The sequence below is a fragment of the Thalassotalea fusca genome (assembly GCF_053485835.1).
In genome coordinates, this window is sequence record NZ_JBQRUN010000033.1 from 1 (window position 1) to 13786 (window position 13786).

Below are 13786 nucleotides of genomic sequence, written 5' to 3' on the forward strand. Positions count from 1 at the left end.
CGAGGTAAGGATTTAACAGCTGCAGTAAAGTATCGGGGTTATCTTTAATCTTTTGGTGTACGAGGATGACGCCTGTATCATCAATAATACAGACATAAAGTAGTCTGGCATGTAAATCGATACCACAATAATACGGATGCATGTTATTGTAGAAATTCATTGAGCTTTCTCCTATTGGTTTGCTTACCTTGAAGCTTAGTCAATGGCTAGCTTCAGGGAGGAGGCTCAATGAGTATCAAGTCAATAAAGTCGGACACGTCAAGCTTGGCTCGTGTTCGTCCCTCACCGAGTATAGCCAAGCTCAACTTGGCCTCTTATTGAGGCGTTATATTTATAGGGACATATGAGTAAGTATCTCGTTTTGTTATCAATACTTTTAACAGGGTTTTCTTTCGCCAAAGAACATCCTGCAAATGTTTCCCAAATTTGGATCAATAAAACCACTCCGGGTTATATAAGGATGTGTGGTCCTGGAAATTATGGAGAATCCGCACTCACCATATTGAATAAATCTGACAGTTATTACCAAATTAAAACACCAACCAAAAGATATTTTTTTACCCCAGATGTATACGATATAGAGTTTGAATGTGATCTAAAAACCTTCTCTGATGGTGTTATGGAATCTCATTATGTTGAAGTAATCAAACAAAGAGTAAGCTTAATAGGTGGTAAGGTTTACGACGTTCAACTTAAATTAAAGGACACTGAAAAATTTAAAGGGTGTAATGTTGAGTTTTACGACAAATATTCTCAAAAACGATATAAAAGTGTTATTTTAAGTAATAAAATCAAGAAGTCTGGTGACATATAAATATAACAAGCCAATGAATCAGATTCACCAAGGCATGTCATGCCATTTGCTGAGCAAATCGCCCGCCAGCACTTGGTTCACTTATTATTGGGGCGTTATATTTCTGGGAGAGTTCATGCTAAATCGTGCGGCCTTAATTCTAAGGTATAAGCAACCAGCAGTTGATTGGATTAATGATGTTGATCCATATGGCTCTCCTGATTTAACTATTGAATCTGTCAATGAAGATTCAAGTATTTATCTTATTAGCAGTGAAGATGCTTACGATCCTGAATCACTAAATGTGGATTAAGCTAAATTTAGAAGCGCTGTTTATCGACGAGCTTAGTGGTTGGTACACAGATGAGTCGTTGTGGCCAAAAAATCGAAACATGAAACTTTTTAATAGCTGGTTTTCAGTGGAGTGTCATACAGTCTTAAATGATACTGTAGGAACACCATTGGTAGATGACGAAATATAACAAGTCAATTATTGAGATTCCTTAAGTTTGGCATTTTTAATTGCAAACGACGCAATAAAGCTGCCAAACTACGTCACACAATATTGAGGCGTTATGCATTCAAGAAAGGATTGAGCATGTCCAAAAAAATGGAAGCAAATGAACTAAAAAGTATAGAAATTAATGGTGTTGGCCAAGTTACTCCTGGCATGCAACTTGAACACCCTGTTTTTGGTTTGGGGCAAGTTGAAGCAATATTTGAATTTGTTAATTCCGACGACGTAACAATACGTATAGACTTTGAAAAGCACGGTTCAAAGGCACTGGTTCCACAGTATGCAAATCTCACATTGCCAAAAACTAATACACAAAAAACTTCGCTCATATCTAAGTTATTTGGGCGGGGCAAGTAAATGCATAACAAGGCCATGAAGAACGGAACCGTAATTGTTGGCTCGGTTTCGCTCCGCTTCACATTATAGCCAACAAATACTTGTCCGCTTATGGCGGCGTTAGCATTACTGGAGTCATCTCGTTTGTATGGAAGAACAAAAATATCCTTCGAGAACATCTAAATTTTATTGGGCTTTAGGGGGAGATGTATTCTGGTATAACTTCAGAATGTCTTTTCTCAAAAAGGTTCTATTGTTCAATATCGGCTTTTACGTCACTGTAAACCTTGTTCGTTCAATTGCCGGCGAATTTGCAGTTTCAATATTAGGAGGTGCTTTCCTTCTCCTTATTTTAACGATCATTGTGCTAATTCATACTAACCCTAAAATTGCGAAGTCGTCGTTGCGAGATAAATCTACAGCAAGGGACGCACGAGGAGTCTTAATGTTTATCGCTGCACTTTGTTTGCTAATGCTTTGTTTACTTCCTTTTGGCTACGTTAGTGTTGCAAAGTAATGCTAACAAGTCGATAAAGAAAGGGACATAAAATCATTGGCTTGTCGCTCCTTCGTCGCTAAAGTATAGCCAAATAATTTTAGGCCTCTTATCGAGGCGTTATACGAATAGGGAAATATGCCAGACTATCGATGGACATGTCAGGTTTGCCAGTTTGGAAACTCTGCAAATGTAGAAAGGTGTGAACACTGCGGTCATTCTGCTGAAACGACGGCTTGGGATGTAGATGCTAGGATATTTGCGTTCAAAAACATGTTAGGCGGTAAAGAGCAATTTTCATGTACAGAGTGCGGATTTAAACTTCATGATGTAAGTTTTAGTGAAGACCCTGTTGGTTATTTTCAGAGCCGCGAAGGTAGGCCATTACTTCGCAACATGATGGTTTTTACTCGCTGTCGGAACTGTAATCATAAGAAAGAAAAAGAGTTTTTTGTCCCTATTTTGAGAAGGCTCTATAGAAAAATCACTGGTAAAGACATAGAGAGATTTACTTAAATTTAGAGTAATTCGTATAACAAACGCATTAAGTACGGACACAAAAAAGCTTGGCTTGTGCTCGTGCCTCGCAAAGTTTAGCCAAGCATTTTGTCCCGCTTATGCGGGCGTTAGGGTTCAAGGATAGTTTGGTGAATAATCTAAAAAATTTTTCTTGTTCATTTATGTCGAATGCAAAGTGGCGAAAGCTTTTCAGTGTAGTTAATGAAAATAATACTGAATTCACAAATTGCCAATGGAAACTCGTAAATGATAACGACCCCGTTTTCGGACATCTTCCTGACTTTGATTCTCTTGGGGATTATTATGTTGGAGATTGTGGTGCGCTAAATGGACCATTTGATTTTGATCTAATTGAATGGCTACTAGTTCCAACTTCGCTGAGCTATAAGCCTTACAAAGGTTCGCCTGTAGTTTATAAAAATCAAAGCGTCACGCACTTGGTTGAGCAGTTAAATGCAATAGGTGAGTTTCAAATTGAAACAGTTGAAGACGGTATAAAAATCTTTGGGTATAAACCCTAACAAGCGCATTAAGTCAGACGGCCTCAACTTCGGCCTCATTTAATGCAAAAAGAAACGACGCATAAATGCGTCCTAAATTGGCCCGCTGCTTATGCGGGCGTTAGAAAGCCTTTGAAGTATTTGGCAATATTGATTATCGTAGGGTATGCCGTTTTTGGGGTTTTTCCACAAAAAGGATTACCAGTTGATGCTGAATCTATTGTAATTGAAAAATTTATATCTGGCAGTGGTGACGCTGTGGGTACCATAGTCCTGAATAGAGAAGAAACTCTTCGATTATCTAAAGACATAGGTTATGTGTGGTGCAACTACTTAATGTACAACTCTTGGGAAGAAACACCACACTACTGGTTAACGGTACATTCTAGTGATAAAAAAGTAGAAAAATTATATGTTAGCAGTAGCGAGTTTGCAGAAGGTTGTAAGTCTTCAAATGAACTAGTAGGGCACTTGGAGAAAAGGCTTTTCTAACAAGGCCATGAAGAACGGAACTGTAATAGTTGGCTCGGTTTCGCTCCGCTTCACATTGTAGCCAACTATTACTTGTCCGCTTATGGCGGCGTTATGCGGCTGTTAAAACTCAGGTGGAACATGAATAACAAGAGTATTGTAAAACTTTATACTGTTTTCTTAGGCTTACTTAGCTGTATTTCTGGTGCTGAAACAGTTGATATAGGAAACATGATATTCTCACCTACTTTATTTCATGCAGGAGAAGGTCAACCGTCAATATCAGTTGGTGATTTTAATTCAGATGGTTATAAGGATGTTATGATCACGAATTATTTAGATGATAATATGGTTGTTTATCAGGGAAATGGCAGGGGTAGTTTATCTGAATTGGGTCGCTTTCCCGTAGGAGAAAACCCGACAAGTATAGCGGTTTCTGATATTAACAAAGATGGAAATGTCGATGTTGCTATTGCTAACCACGAAACATCATATGTTACCTTTCTTTATGGCGATGGAAAGGGAGGCTTTAAAAAGGTACCTCAATCCACGTTTAATATTGGCATTAAGCCTCACCCACATGCAGTTCAATTGAAAGATCTTGATGGTGACAACATTGCAGAGCTGATTGTTGACAGCCGCGAAAACGAAGGATTACTCGTTTTGAAAGGTCTTGCTAATGGAAAATTCAAAACACCCGGCAGTATTATCAATGTTGGTGGAGACCCATATAGAGGGTTTGCTGTAAATGATATCAATGGCGATGACGCTTTGGATTTGGTAACACCAAATCAGCGTGATATTGGTATAGCTGTTAATTCTGGTTCTAATAAGGTGTCGTTTTCCTTAAAAAAATTGTCGCAATCCGAACCTCCATTTGCTGTTGAATTGGCTGATCTAACTGGCGATGGTAAATTAGATTTAATTGTAGCAACTAACGGTACTTCTTTATCTATTCTCCCAGGAGACGGGCGCGGTAATTTTCAAGAGAATAGTAAAACTGTTATCAATGTTGCTTCAGGCGCTAAACAAATCGCCATCGGAGATATTAACGGAGATGGAATAGAGGATGCTTTGATCAGTAATTGGTCTGGTGAATTGCTTACTGTTATTGGCAGTATAGCGACACTCGGGAGTTATAAATTCAGGCATGCAAGGATTCCCAATCCGTGGGGAGTGGCATTAACTGATCTCAATAATGACGGGAGAAGCGACCTTATAATTGCTGATGGCGATAGCAAATTAGCTGTTGTGTACGTTAGCCAAAAATTTTGATGGTCGCCGCATAACAAGGCAATTATGGATGGGACGTCTAAAGCTTGGCTGGCGCTCATTCTTCGCTAATTTTAGCCAAGCATTTATACGCCTCATATTGCGGCGTTAGGTGTTTCGAGAGTTCATATGTCTTTTCTAAGTAAATTGTTTCGTTGGGAACGGGGAAGGCAAAAGTCTGGCTATGACAAGATGCTGCTATGTGGAGCGGTGTGGCCGATAAAATTTGACACTTACCTGTTAAAATTTCCAGAAGGTAGTGAAATTGCTCCGCATATAGATCAAGTTGATTCAGGTAAACATTACCGATTGAATATTGTACTCAAAAGCGCCGATATAGGTGGTGAGTTTAAGTGCAATAATCCAATTTTAGAAACAAAGCGGATAAAGTTATTTCGTCCGGATGTGAGCGAGCATCAAGTTTCAAAAGTTGTAAAAGGTAGCCGATATTTATTGAGTATTGGCTGGATAAGAAACACCTAACAAGGCCATGAAGAACGGAACCGTAATAGTTGGCTCGGTTTCGCTCCGCTTCACATTGTAGCCAACAATTACTTGTCCGCTTATGGCGGCGTTAGGTGTTTAAGGATAAAGAGTGGAAGCTATCAAGTATCGCCCCAATTCACTAAAAACTTTGAAATATATCATAGCCGCACATTTGGTTATTTTCTTGGCTCTGGTTCTAATAGCAACTATTGATGGTCATCAGTTTCAAACATATTGGATTATTCATTTTGTTGCCGTTCTAAGTGTGTTTTTTATACATGATCGGCCCGAGGCCAAAACGTTCTACATTCAATTCGGTTACTTGTTGATTGTTCCTACTGTATTCGCATATAAATTTTTTGTTGCATCATTAGGGCAAACAGTTCAACTAAATTATTTGTTATTAAACACCGCAAACGCATTAAGTTTGTATTGCGCTTTACCCATTTTATTTAAAGGTAAAAGTTTTTATTTGGGTAGTAAAAACACCTAACAAGAGAATTAATCGTGATTCGCCATAGTTTTTCATTTTTAGTTGCAAACAACGCAATAAAATTGCCAAACTACGCTCACACATTATTCAGGCGTTATATTGCTCTCTAGTTAAGGTGTAGGATGCAACCTGATTTCTCAAAATATACATTAGAAGAATTGCTAGATATCGAACGAAATATCGATAAGGATACGTATCCTGAAAGGTATAAAATAGTTTGTAAGCTAATAGAGGTTAAAGAAAACGACCCTATTGAAATTGAATCAATAGAATTAAAAGAAAAGTCTTCTAAAATCCACAGGGTTTTATATGTTGTGGCTTTTTTCTGGTTCTTTGCATTTTATTCAATTATTAAAGGTGAATTTAACCTTAAGTCATATACAGCAACATATGCTGACGAACCTTTGGCTTTCTTCTGTGGTGTCGGGTTTTATTTAGGCTTTGGTTTATATCTGTATTTCGTGTATAAAAAGCAATATAACAAACTAATAAATAAGGACTAAAAACAGTTTGCTGTTTTCGTTCCTCAACATTTTAGCAAACAATTTTTAGCCCATTATTAGGGCGTTATGTTTCCTTCAATTCTTGGCATCTAAATTTACGAATAGCTAAATGAGGTTATATGGATATTGCAGAGTTTAATTATGCGGAATCTTTGTTCTGGTTTATTATCGCCTTATGCCTATTGGTGCATCTTTTAAGTTAGGTAAATCAGATGCTAATTATAGAATTTGCCTTATAGCATCAATTGCATTTGTAGCTTTCGGTGTTTCTGACATCATTGAGGCGCAAACAGGAGCATGGTGGCGTCCATTTAGTTTATTGGTTTTCAAAATCGGTTGTATTGTTGCTTTTTTAGTTTGTTTTATTAAGTACAAAAAGATAGAGAGCAACAGGAAAACATAACAAGCCAATGAATCAGATTCACCAAGGCATGTCATGCCATTTGCTGAGCAAATCGCCCGCCAGCACTTGGTTCACTTATTATTGCGGCGTTAGGTGCCTAGATGGATTTTAGCCAGTCTGAAGTTAGAATTATTAACCGCTCAATTCAGCATGTGAATAATTGGCGTTGGTATAAGTGGATATTGGTATCAACTTTACTTATGTTGCTTGGCTTCTGTTGGTACTTGTTTACTGAGCGAGATATGATTAGATTTGTTCCAATAATTGGTGCACCTATCGGACTAGTATTTGGTTATCTTCTACACAATTGGTCAACTCCAAAAAAAGAATCTTTGTTGCTTAAACTGGTGAAGTTACAGTCGGCACCTAACAAGTCACTCAAGTAAAAGGACTCGTCACGGCTTGCTCGAGCTCCTTCGTCGCAGATTTTAGCAAGCCTAAACTCGCATCTTAGTGAGGCGTTATGTGTATATGAGGATATGACTAAAATTCAACGTATAGTTTTAACATTGATTTCCGTATTGTCCTTAATAGCGATTGTTTATGGGGTTAAAATCGCGGTGGTCTATTACCAATATTCCCAAGTGGTAAATGTTGAAGCTATGAATCTAATTGAATTCAGTAAAAATGAATTGATGACTATGTCAAAAGAACAACTAGTCGACGCATTGCAATCGTGTATGGAATCATCAAAAGAGAAAACTGTATTACCGTCAATGATTCCTACAAATGTTTTTTACCTTATATTGGTGCTGGTTTTGTCACTTAAAATTTCTCTTTTATATAATTGGAAGTTTGTTAAAAAATACACATAACAAGAGACTATGGCGTCAATAGTTAATTTTAAGCTTTTGGCGCTTCCCACATTACACCATCCCTGAGCATTGAATTTAAGATCACAACCATCTTTCGTACGCAGGCGATTAGTGCCACTTTTTTGGGTTTTCCCGCAGAGAGTAACTTTTCATATTGTGATTTGAATATAGGGTTTGATTGTATTGCTGACATCATTGCCATATATAAAACTGTTCGAATTTGGTGGCGTCCACCTTGGATTTTTCTCTGACCTTTATAGCGGCCACTTTCACGGTTTATAGGTGCAACGCCGACTATAGCCGATGCTTGTTTATTGGTCATATAACCTAGCTCAGGTAGGTTACTGATGATAGAAGCAGCAGCTATTTTCCCTATGCCTTTCATGCTTTGTAATTTTGTATTTTTAGCTTGATATTCAGGGCATGACTCAATAAGTTTTAGGATTTTATCTTCGATTTTTAATATCTGGCTTTTGAATGCAGTAAGAATGGGTTTAATCGTCATCGCAAGTTCTTTAGGTAATATTTGTAATCGATTTTTCTCCATAGTTTGCATAACGAGTAATTGATTTCTGCGAGCTACTAAATCGCTCATAAGCTGCATATTTTCAGGCTTTAGTTGCGATAATCTAGGTTTGATAGCTTCACCATAATGAGCAATAAGTTGCGCATCTAACTTGTCGGTTTTAGCACGTTGGCCAATTGCACCAGCAAAGCGTTTTATGTGTACGGGGTTGGCTATTACAAAAGGTAAGTTAGCTTTTGCACAGGCCATAATAAATGGCATTTCAAGCCTACCGGTAGCTTCGATGATGATGCGTTCAGGTTGATGTTTTTGAATTGTTTTGATTGCTGTTTTGATGCCTTTTTCATCATTTGACACAGTGAAATAAATATCAAGAGGACGGATATAAATGTCCAACTGAAATTTACCTGTGTCAACGCCGATATTAATACTTTGATTCATTTTGTTTTTCATAATAAGCTAACCCTTGCTTGCATAATGCGGGCTCGAGGCCCAGTAGACTATTCGAGTATTTTGCTTGGAGTCTTTTACAGCGTTCTTTCTTGTTATCGGTCTCTCAATAGAGGAGCCTGCCATTAATCGAACTACTGTAAAAGAAGGCTTTAGTTGCAGCTAAAGCTTGGCTCGGTTTCGCTTCGCTACACATTTTAGCCAAACATTATCAGCCCCTTAACAGGGCGTTATGTGAATTATTCCAATCATAGAGGCATATCAATGGACAACGTTAGTTTCATAGATATTGAAGAGACTGATAAGGATTTAATCATTTCCTTTGCTCTCGATATAGGAGAAGGTTATATAAAGACGCTTATCTTGCACCGGACATTATTTTGTGAATTTATAATGCCTGAAGAAGAGCGTGGCACAAAAGTTAGCCTCGAAGATCTAGAGCTAGATATAGACAAAGAGCATCGGAATACTCTCGAATGTGTTTCATTTGATGAGAAAATCATGAAAATTACTGCTAGGTTTAGCTCTCACGAAATAAATCTGAGAAAACTCCCACTAGAAGATGTAGAGCAAATTAAAGAATCCCTAATTAAGCATAATTTCGATGATAAGTTTGAGATTAAATTCACATAACAAGGCATGAAGAACGGAACCGTAATTGTTGGCTCGGTTTCGCTCCGCTTCACATTGTAGCCAACTATTACTTGTCCGCTTATGGCGGCGTTATAAGTAATCAAAGGATAGGAGTCATGGATGAATCTTAGAGCTTTTTCGATAAAGCGTTTTCTGGTTTTATCTTTAATATTTAATCTGCCACCAATACTTGCTGTGACAAAAATTGGGCTATTATTTATGCCTTTATTGTTCTGGGTAAATATCCCAGTTTTGTGGACAGGTGTTGCAAAAGCAATGGGTGAGGCACATTTTAAAATCAAAGAGTTTGGTGCAATACCTCAGTCAGTGACAGCGTATGTAGTTATAATTTTATTTTGGTTTTTGTTGGCGGGTTTGATTACCGTAATAACAAGTAAAAAGAAGCAAGAGTAAATTACTTATAACAAGCCAATTAATCAGATTCACCAAGGCATGTCATGCCATTTGCTGAGCAAATCGCCCGCCAGCACTTGGTTCACACATTATTCAGGCGTTATGCTGCTATCAAAAATTGCTAGCTATGACTAAAAATAAGGTCTAAAATTGTCACTAATTAAAGTGCTTAATTGGTGATATTATGAGACAAATTTTGGCTGATTGCTCAGCAAGTATTTCAGAGCTAAAGAAAAACCCTACCGCTTTGCTGAATGAAGCAGATGGTTCTGCTATTGCTATTTTAAACCACAACAAACCAGCTGCTTACCTTGTTCCAGCGGAAACATATGAGTTTCTAATGGATATGCTTGATGACTATGAGCTTGCAAAGATAGTTGAAAGTCGTCGTGGTGAGCTAAATGAAGCTGTCGAAGTTAATATAGATGACCTATAAACTTAAATTTTTACCTGCTGCAAAGAAGGAATGGAGCAAGCTCGCTCCTCCAATCCAAAGCCAGTTTAAAAAGAAACTTAAAGAACGCCTTGAAAACCCACATGTTCCAGCTGCTCAGCTTCGTGGTTACGATTCTGTATATAAAATTAAACTACGCACAGCGGGCTACCGTTTGGCTTATGAAGTCATTGATGACGAAATTGTCGTTTATGTGTTAGCTGTTGGAAAGCGTGACAAAGATGCAGTATATAAAAAGCTAGCATCTAGGATTTCGTGAAACAGCAGCATAACAAGAGAATGAATCGTTATTCGCCATAGTTTGTCATTTTTAGTTGCAAACAGCGCAATAAAATTGCCAAACTAAGCTCACACATTATTCAGGCGTTATAAGCACAATCAGCATCTGGAACAATCGGCATTTATGGAAATATTGAAGTATAAGAAAATTAAAGCTGGTTTTACTCCTTGGTCACCAGTTTATTATGAAGTGGCTCAATCCGTTATGAAGTTCATTCGCACAGAAAGGCTTGAGGTAATACATATCGGCTCTACGTCATTTAAAGTTGGGGGCAAGGGCATAATCGATCTATCCGTTTTATACAAAAATGGTGATTTAAACTTTGCTGTCAATCACCTAATCGAGCTAGGCTTTCAAGATCAAATTAGTAAAAAGCCTTTCCCGCCAGAAAGACCAAGAAAAGACGGCGCTGTTTTATTCAAAGGCAAAGAATATTTTTTGCATGTTCATGTTATTGCAAATGAAAGCGACGAACATAAGAAGCAGGAAAAATATAAAAAACATATGTTGAATGACTCTATTGCCAGAGAGAAATACGAATTATCGAAGACATCCATATTGGCTAACGGCGTTACTGAACAGGAAGCTTACGGCAAGCAGAAGTCACCTTTCGTAAAATCAGTTTTAGAGCAAATTTCGATGTAAATATTAAAGGCATCAATGGAAAATTAAATGAAAGGAAGTAGTAAAGATGAATAACTGTTTTACCAAAATACTAATACTAATTTTGGTTAGTTTATCGATTTCATGTGGTGGTGGAGGAACATCTACACCTAAACCAACCCCAATAGTTAAATCCTCAATAGATAACATTTATTTGGACCAAGAATTAGCTCGGGATACTGAAAGCACCGTAAATATTGAGTGTACCCAATGTGATGTAGGATCTGCCGCTTATCAGTGGAAGGTTGACGATACAATCGTAAGTGATACTAATAAATTTACTCCACAGTTGGAGCATATTAATAAAGATGTTTCTATTTTAGTAAATGTAAATGGTATTAATGGAGCACCTAATGCATCAAGCTCTAAGACTTTTAGTGTACTTCCTAGGGAAACTACAATAACAAATATTTTAATTAATGATGATTTAGTTCGAGGTCAAGAAAGCGTTGCAGTAATTGAATGTGTGGATTGCATCAAAGAAGAAGCAATATTTCGCTGGGAAGTCGATGGAACTATAGTTAGCAATGAATACTCATTTACGCCTGACTTTGAGCATTTGGATAAAACGATCTTCGTTTATGCTAGCGTACCTAGTATTGATTTTAAATTAAGTGATGAAGTCAATACATCTAGCCACCTTGTACCAAGAGAAACAGAAATCACTGCTATAAATATTAAGGGGGACTTGATAAGTGGCCAAAATACTGTAGCAGAAGTAGATTGTGAAAGCTGTATTAAAAATGAAGCTTCATTCGTATGGAAAATTGAGAATGCAGTTGTAAGTACGAACAACTATTTTGTGCCCGACGAACAATCTTATGGAAAGAAAGTAGAGATAATTGCCACTGTCCCAAGTGTCGATAGAGTTAATAGTCAACCCAAAATGAGCATATTAAAAAGACGATTTGTAGTAAAAGCTCTATCAACTAATACTATTGATGTCTTTTTATTAAATGACGGAGAAATTGTTTCCAGGTCAACTCAATACGTACCAAACTGGCCGGAACCTGAAGAAAAGAAATTTGTCGATATTAAATTGGCAAAAAGTTTGTGGGGCAATGTCCTCGCAAAGGATGAAGATGGGAATTACTATGAGTTTGGAGAAAGTTTGTCTGGAAGCAATTTCAAATTTGATGAAATAAAAGATAAACTTCAAGATGTTACTGAATATTGGATTGACTCATCAGGGCATCATGCTTTAAATGCAGATAATACGTTAATTTCTTGGGGGTTCCATTATTTAGAGCAGCACAAAGACTTCATTACTAATCAAACTGAACTAGAGAATGTAAAACAAGTGGTACCAAGTATTGTAAACTCTGGTTATCAGAGTGCTGCATCAGCCACACTATTTGAAAATGGTGATTTGATTATTGATGCATTCGTTGAACCAAACTTTACTTACCAGCGTTTTACACGTGAAAATATAAAAAAAATTCAAGGAATTGGTGAGAATGATACCCCTTATGGTAAAGTTGAACATTTAGCTATTTTTGATGAGAATGACAATGTAGAAATTTGGACTTATCGAGGCCTTGATTATTTGTCTGGAGATCTAAATAATGTCGAAAAAATAATTAGTCCACCTGATGAATCTAGTATTCTAGCATTGAAAAAAGATGGTTCCTTTACTATTGGGGGGATTGTTCATCATGAAAGTGATGGATTAGATTTGAACGCTTCAGTAAAAGGTTTAATAAAAATAGACTACACATGGGCACTAATAGGAAGTAACGGTGATTTAGTTAATATAGTTAATCGCTCACCTTTGAATGAAGAATTGCAGTCATTATTTCCGCTCACAGATTTGAAGTATAACGTAGACCACCTAATAGTTAAAAACTCTGGGGATGGTTTAATCCCTAGCACAGAGCCAGTGTTAATAAGTAATATTGAACATGCACATAGAGCACAAGGCTACTTTTTAATAGTAAACAATGGCATATTGAATAATTTTGGCGCTAATAAAACAGAATCACATTGGTTTAGCAATGGTTCTGGTAGCGTAAAGGATGTTGATAGGTTTTTTCCTTTAAGAAGAGGGGCACTTGTATTAGATGCTTTTGATAACCCTACTTTAGTTACTGTTCATACTAACGAATCTTCGAGTTCATTTATTGAAAAGCTTAAGCCAAATGTAACTACGCTATATTTTGGTGAAGAAATGTAGAATACTCTGTGTTTCGCCGTGTTAGCTCATTGATGAACATATAAATTCAGAACTAAAAATAGTACCAAAAAAGGGGCGGTGACAATTGAGCCTAATTCTCAAATGTCACCGACCCCAAATCATTAAATCGGCTTTTCATTCAACCTATTCTAAAGTAAGGTAAAAACATATAACAAACGCATTAAGTACGGACACAATAAGCTTGGTTTGTGCTCGTGCCTCGCAAAGTTTAGCCAAGCATTTTGTCCCGCTTATGCGGGCGTTATGTGTCTTAGTTGTTGCGCTTCATTGCAGCCTTGTAAACTTTTCCTTTGTCTCGCTTACCTACTGAAATTACCGTTACAGTTATCACTTCATCGTTTACTTCGTAAACTAAACGGTAACTGGCTTGTCTGAACTTTATTTTATAAAGCTCATTGGCGCCAGATAGTTTTGCGCTTGGAATGTGTGGGCTTTCTAAGATTTGTAGTGGTCAAGTAAAATTGGCCACGGTTTTATAGTTTTCCCAGTATCTTTTTTCAGATTCGTTTGGAGTTAAGCCTCCGTTGTATTGATGCGGTCGCAATTGATTATAGTAACCCACAATATA

General features: G+C 37.3%; 19 protein-coding genes and 1 pseudogene. 17 read left to right on the plus strand and 3 right to left on the minus strand.

Annotated elements, in window-relative coordinates; genetic code table 11:
• Positions 1-160: pseudogene (locus ACSLUK_RS19635) on the minus strand (IS110 family transposase); the annotation flags it as partial.
• A gap of 183 nt (positions 161-343) precedes the next feature.
• On the opposite strand from ACSLUK_RS19635, the gene ACSLUK_RS19640 reads away from it, so the two are divergent.
• The 11 genes from ACSLUK_RS19640 (at position 344) to ACSLUK_RS19690 (ending at position 7175) form a co-directional block, all read left to right on the plus strand.
• Positions 344-814, plus strand: a complete 471-nt coding sequence (locus ACSLUK_RS19640) for a hypothetical protein (RefSeq protein ID WP_448550496.1) — start codon at positions 344-346, stop codon at positions 812-814.
• Positions 804-1106 carry a hypothetical protein gene (locus ACSLUK_RS19645; protein WP_448550497.1) on the plus strand — a complete coding sequence of 101 codons (303 nt, stop codon included), beginning with the start codon at positions 804-806 and terminating at the stop codon, positions 1104-1106. Before ACSLUK_RS19640 ends, ACSLUK_RS19645 begins: the two co-directional genes overlap by 11 nt.
• Before the next feature lie 285 nt (positions 1107-1391).
• Positions 1392-1667 (plus strand): hypothetical protein, encoded by a 276-nt coding sequence (locus ACSLUK_RS19650; RefSeq protein WP_448550498.1) that lies wholly within the window; start codon positions 1392-1394, stop codon positions 1665-1667.
• Between the two features lie 127 nt (positions 1668-1794).
• Positions 1795-2163 carry a hypothetical protein gene (locus ACSLUK_RS19655; protein ID WP_448550499.1) on the plus strand — a complete coding sequence of 123 codons (369 nt, stop codon included), beginning with the start codon at positions 1795-1797 and terminating at the stop codon, positions 2161-2163.
• 117 nt (positions 2164-2280) lie between these two features.
• Positions 2281-2658 carry a hypothetical protein gene (locus ACSLUK_RS19660; RefSeq protein ID WP_448550500.1) on the plus strand — a complete coding sequence of 126 codons (378 nt, stop codon included), beginning with the start codon at positions 2281-2283 and terminating at the stop codon, positions 2656-2658.
• A gap of 131 nt (positions 2659-2789) precedes the next feature.
• Positions 2790-3182 (plus strand): DUF6678 family protein, encoded by a 393-nt coding sequence (locus tag ACSLUK_RS19665; RefSeq protein ID WP_448550501.1) that lies wholly within the window; start codon positions 2790-2792, stop codon positions 3180-3182.
• Positions 3183-3224: 42 nt separating this feature from the next.
• A complete protein-coding gene (locus tag ACSLUK_RS19670) occupies positions 3225-3653 on the plus strand; it encodes a hypothetical protein (protein WP_448550502.1) in 429 nt (142 codons plus the stop codon).
• 120 nt (positions 3654-3773) lie between these two features.
• Complete coding sequence (locus ACSLUK_RS19675; protein WP_448550503.1) at positions 3774-4907, plus strand: FG-GAP repeat domain-containing protein; 1134 nt, start codon at positions 3774-3776, stop codon at positions 4905-4907.
• A 126-nt stretch (positions 4908-5033) separates the two neighbouring features.
• Positions 5034-5387: a 2OG-Fe(II) oxygenase gene (locus ACSLUK_RS19680; RefSeq protein ID WP_448550504.1), complete on the plus strand. Its 354-nt coding sequence runs from the start codon at positions 5034-5036 to the stop codon at positions 5385-5387.
• Positions 5388-6005: 618 nt separating this feature from the next.
• Positions 6006-6386: a hypothetical protein gene (locus ACSLUK_RS19685; protein ID WP_448550505.1), complete on the plus strand. Its 381-nt coding sequence runs from the start codon at positions 6006-6008 to the stop codon at positions 6384-6386.
• Between the two features lie 504 nt (positions 6387-6890).
• Positions 6891-7175 carry a hypothetical protein gene (locus tag ACSLUK_RS19690; protein WP_448550506.1) on the plus strand — a complete coding sequence of 95 codons (285 nt, stop codon included), beginning with the start codon at positions 6891-6893 and terminating at the stop codon, positions 7173-7175.
• Positions 7176-7632: 457 nt separating this feature from the next.
• Here ACSLUK_RS19690 and ACSLUK_RS19695 read toward each other — a convergent pair whose 3' ends face one another.
• Complete coding sequence (locus tag ACSLUK_RS19695) at positions 7633-8583, minus strand: IS110 family RNA-guided transposase (RefSeq protein ID WP_448550507.1); 951 nt, start codon at positions 8581-8583, stop codon at positions 7633-7635.
• A gap of 261 nt (positions 8584-8844) precedes the next feature.
• Between ACSLUK_RS19695 and ACSLUK_RS19700 the strand changes: the two genes are divergently transcribed.
• From ACSLUK_RS19700 to ACSLUK_RS19725, 6 genes are all read left to right on the plus strand, one after another.
• A complete protein-coding gene (locus ACSLUK_RS19700; RefSeq protein WP_448550508.1) occupies positions 8845-9213 on the plus strand; it encodes a hypothetical protein in 369 nt (122 codons plus the stop codon).
• Between the two features lie 120 nt (positions 9214-9333).
• Positions 9334-9627 carry a hypothetical protein gene (locus ACSLUK_RS19705; protein ID WP_448550509.1) on the plus strand — a complete coding sequence of 98 codons (294 nt, stop codon included), beginning with the start codon at positions 9334-9336 and terminating at the stop codon, positions 9625-9627.
• Between the two features lie 184 nt (positions 9628-9811).
• On the plus strand, positions 9812-10063 hold the full coding sequence (locus ACSLUK_RS19710) for a type II toxin-antitoxin system Phd/YefM family antitoxin (RefSeq protein ID WP_448550510.1): 252 nt from the start codon (positions 9812-9814) through the stop codon (positions 10061-10063).
• Positions 10053-10340 (plus strand): type II toxin-antitoxin system RelE family toxin, encoded by a 288-nt coding sequence (locus tag ACSLUK_RS19715; protein ID WP_448550511.1) that lies wholly within the window; start codon positions 10053-10055, stop codon positions 10338-10340. The genes ACSLUK_RS19710 and ACSLUK_RS19715 overlap by 11 nt, the downstream gene beginning before the upstream one ends.
• A 144-nt stretch (positions 10341-10484) precedes the next feature.
• Complete coding sequence (locus ACSLUK_RS19720) at positions 10485-11006, plus strand: GrpB family protein (protein WP_448550512.1); 522 nt, start codon at positions 10485-10487, stop codon at positions 11004-11006.
• 46 nt (positions 11007-11052) lie between these two features.
• Entirely contained in the window at positions 11053-13197 is a 2145-nt protein-coding gene (locus ACSLUK_RS19725) for a hypothetical protein (RefSeq protein WP_448550513.1), read from the plus strand.
• A 271-nt stretch (positions 13198-13468) separates the two neighbouring features.
• Here ACSLUK_RS19725 and ACSLUK_RS19730 read toward each other — a convergent pair whose 3' ends face one another.
• Positions 13469-13660, minus strand: a complete 192-nt coding sequence (locus ACSLUK_RS19730) for a type II toxin-antitoxin system RelE family toxin (protein ID WP_448550514.1) — start codon at positions 13658-13660, stop codon at positions 13469-13471.
• Positions 13661-13786: the final 126 nt, after the last annotated feature.

Bases quoted from the DNA above. Each gene is read 5' to 3' on its own strand.
- ACSLUK_RS19640 (WP_448550496.1), top strand. From the start codon at position 344: ATGAGTAAGTATCTCGTTTTGTTATCAATACTTTTAACAGGGTTTTCT.
- ACSLUK_RS19650 (WP_448550498.1), top strand. From the start codon at position 1,392: ATGTCCAAAAAAATGGAAGCAAATGAACTAAAAAGTATAGAAATTAAT.
- ACSLUK_RS19655 (WP_448550499.1), top strand. From the start codon at position 1,795: ATGGAAGAACAAAAATATCCTTCGAGAACATCTAAATTTTATTGGGCT.
- ACSLUK_RS19660 (WP_448550500.1), top strand. From the start codon at position 2,281: ATGCCAGACTATCGATGGACATGTCAGGTTTGCCAGTTTGGAAACTCT.
- ACSLUK_RS19670 (WP_448550502.1), top strand. From the start codon at position 3,225: ATGCAAAAAGAAACGACGCATAAATGCGTCCTAAATTGGCCCGCTGCT.
- ACSLUK_RS19675 (WP_448550503.1), top strand. From the start codon at position 3,774: ATGAATAACAAGAGTATTGTAAAACTTTATACTGTTTTCTTAGGCTTA.
- ACSLUK_RS19680 (WP_448550504.1), top strand. From the start codon at position 5,034: ATGTCTTTTCTAAGTAAATTGTTTCGTTGGGAACGGGGAAGGCAAAAG.
- ACSLUK_RS19685 (WP_448550505.1), top strand. From the start codon at position 6,006: ATGCAACCTGATTTCTCAAAATATACATTAGAAGAATTGCTAGATATC.
- ACSLUK_RS19690 (WP_448550506.1), top strand. From the start codon at position 6,891: ATGGATTTTAGCCAGTCTGAAGTTAGAATTATTAACCGCTCAATTCAG.
- ACSLUK_RS19695 (WP_448550507.1), bottom strand. From the start codon at position 8,583: ATGAAAAACAAAATGAATCAAAGTATTAATATCGGCGTTGACACAGGT.
- ACSLUK_RS19700 (WP_448550508.1), top strand. From the start codon at position 8,845: ATGGACAACGTTAGTTTCATAGATATTGAAGAGACTGATAAGGATTTA.
- ACSLUK_RS19705 (WP_448550509.1), top strand. From the start codon at position 9,334: ATGAATCTTAGAGCTTTTTCGATAAAGCGTTTTCTGGTTTTATCTTTA.
- ACSLUK_RS19710 (WP_448550510.1), top strand. From the start codon at position 9,812: ATGAGACAAATTTTGGCTGATTGCTCAGCAAGTATTTCAGAGCTAAAG.
- ACSLUK_RS19715 (WP_448550511.1), top strand. From the start codon at position 10,053: ATGACCTATAAACTTAAATTTTTACCTGCTGCAAAGAAGGAATGGAGC.
- ACSLUK_RS19720 (WP_448550512.1), top strand. From the start codon at position 10,485: ATGGAAATATTGAAGTATAAGAAAATTAAAGCTGGTTTTACTCCTTGG.
- ACSLUK_RS19725 (WP_448550513.1), top strand. From the start codon at position 11,053: ATGAATAACTGTTTTACCAAAATACTAATACTAATTTTGGTTAGTTTA.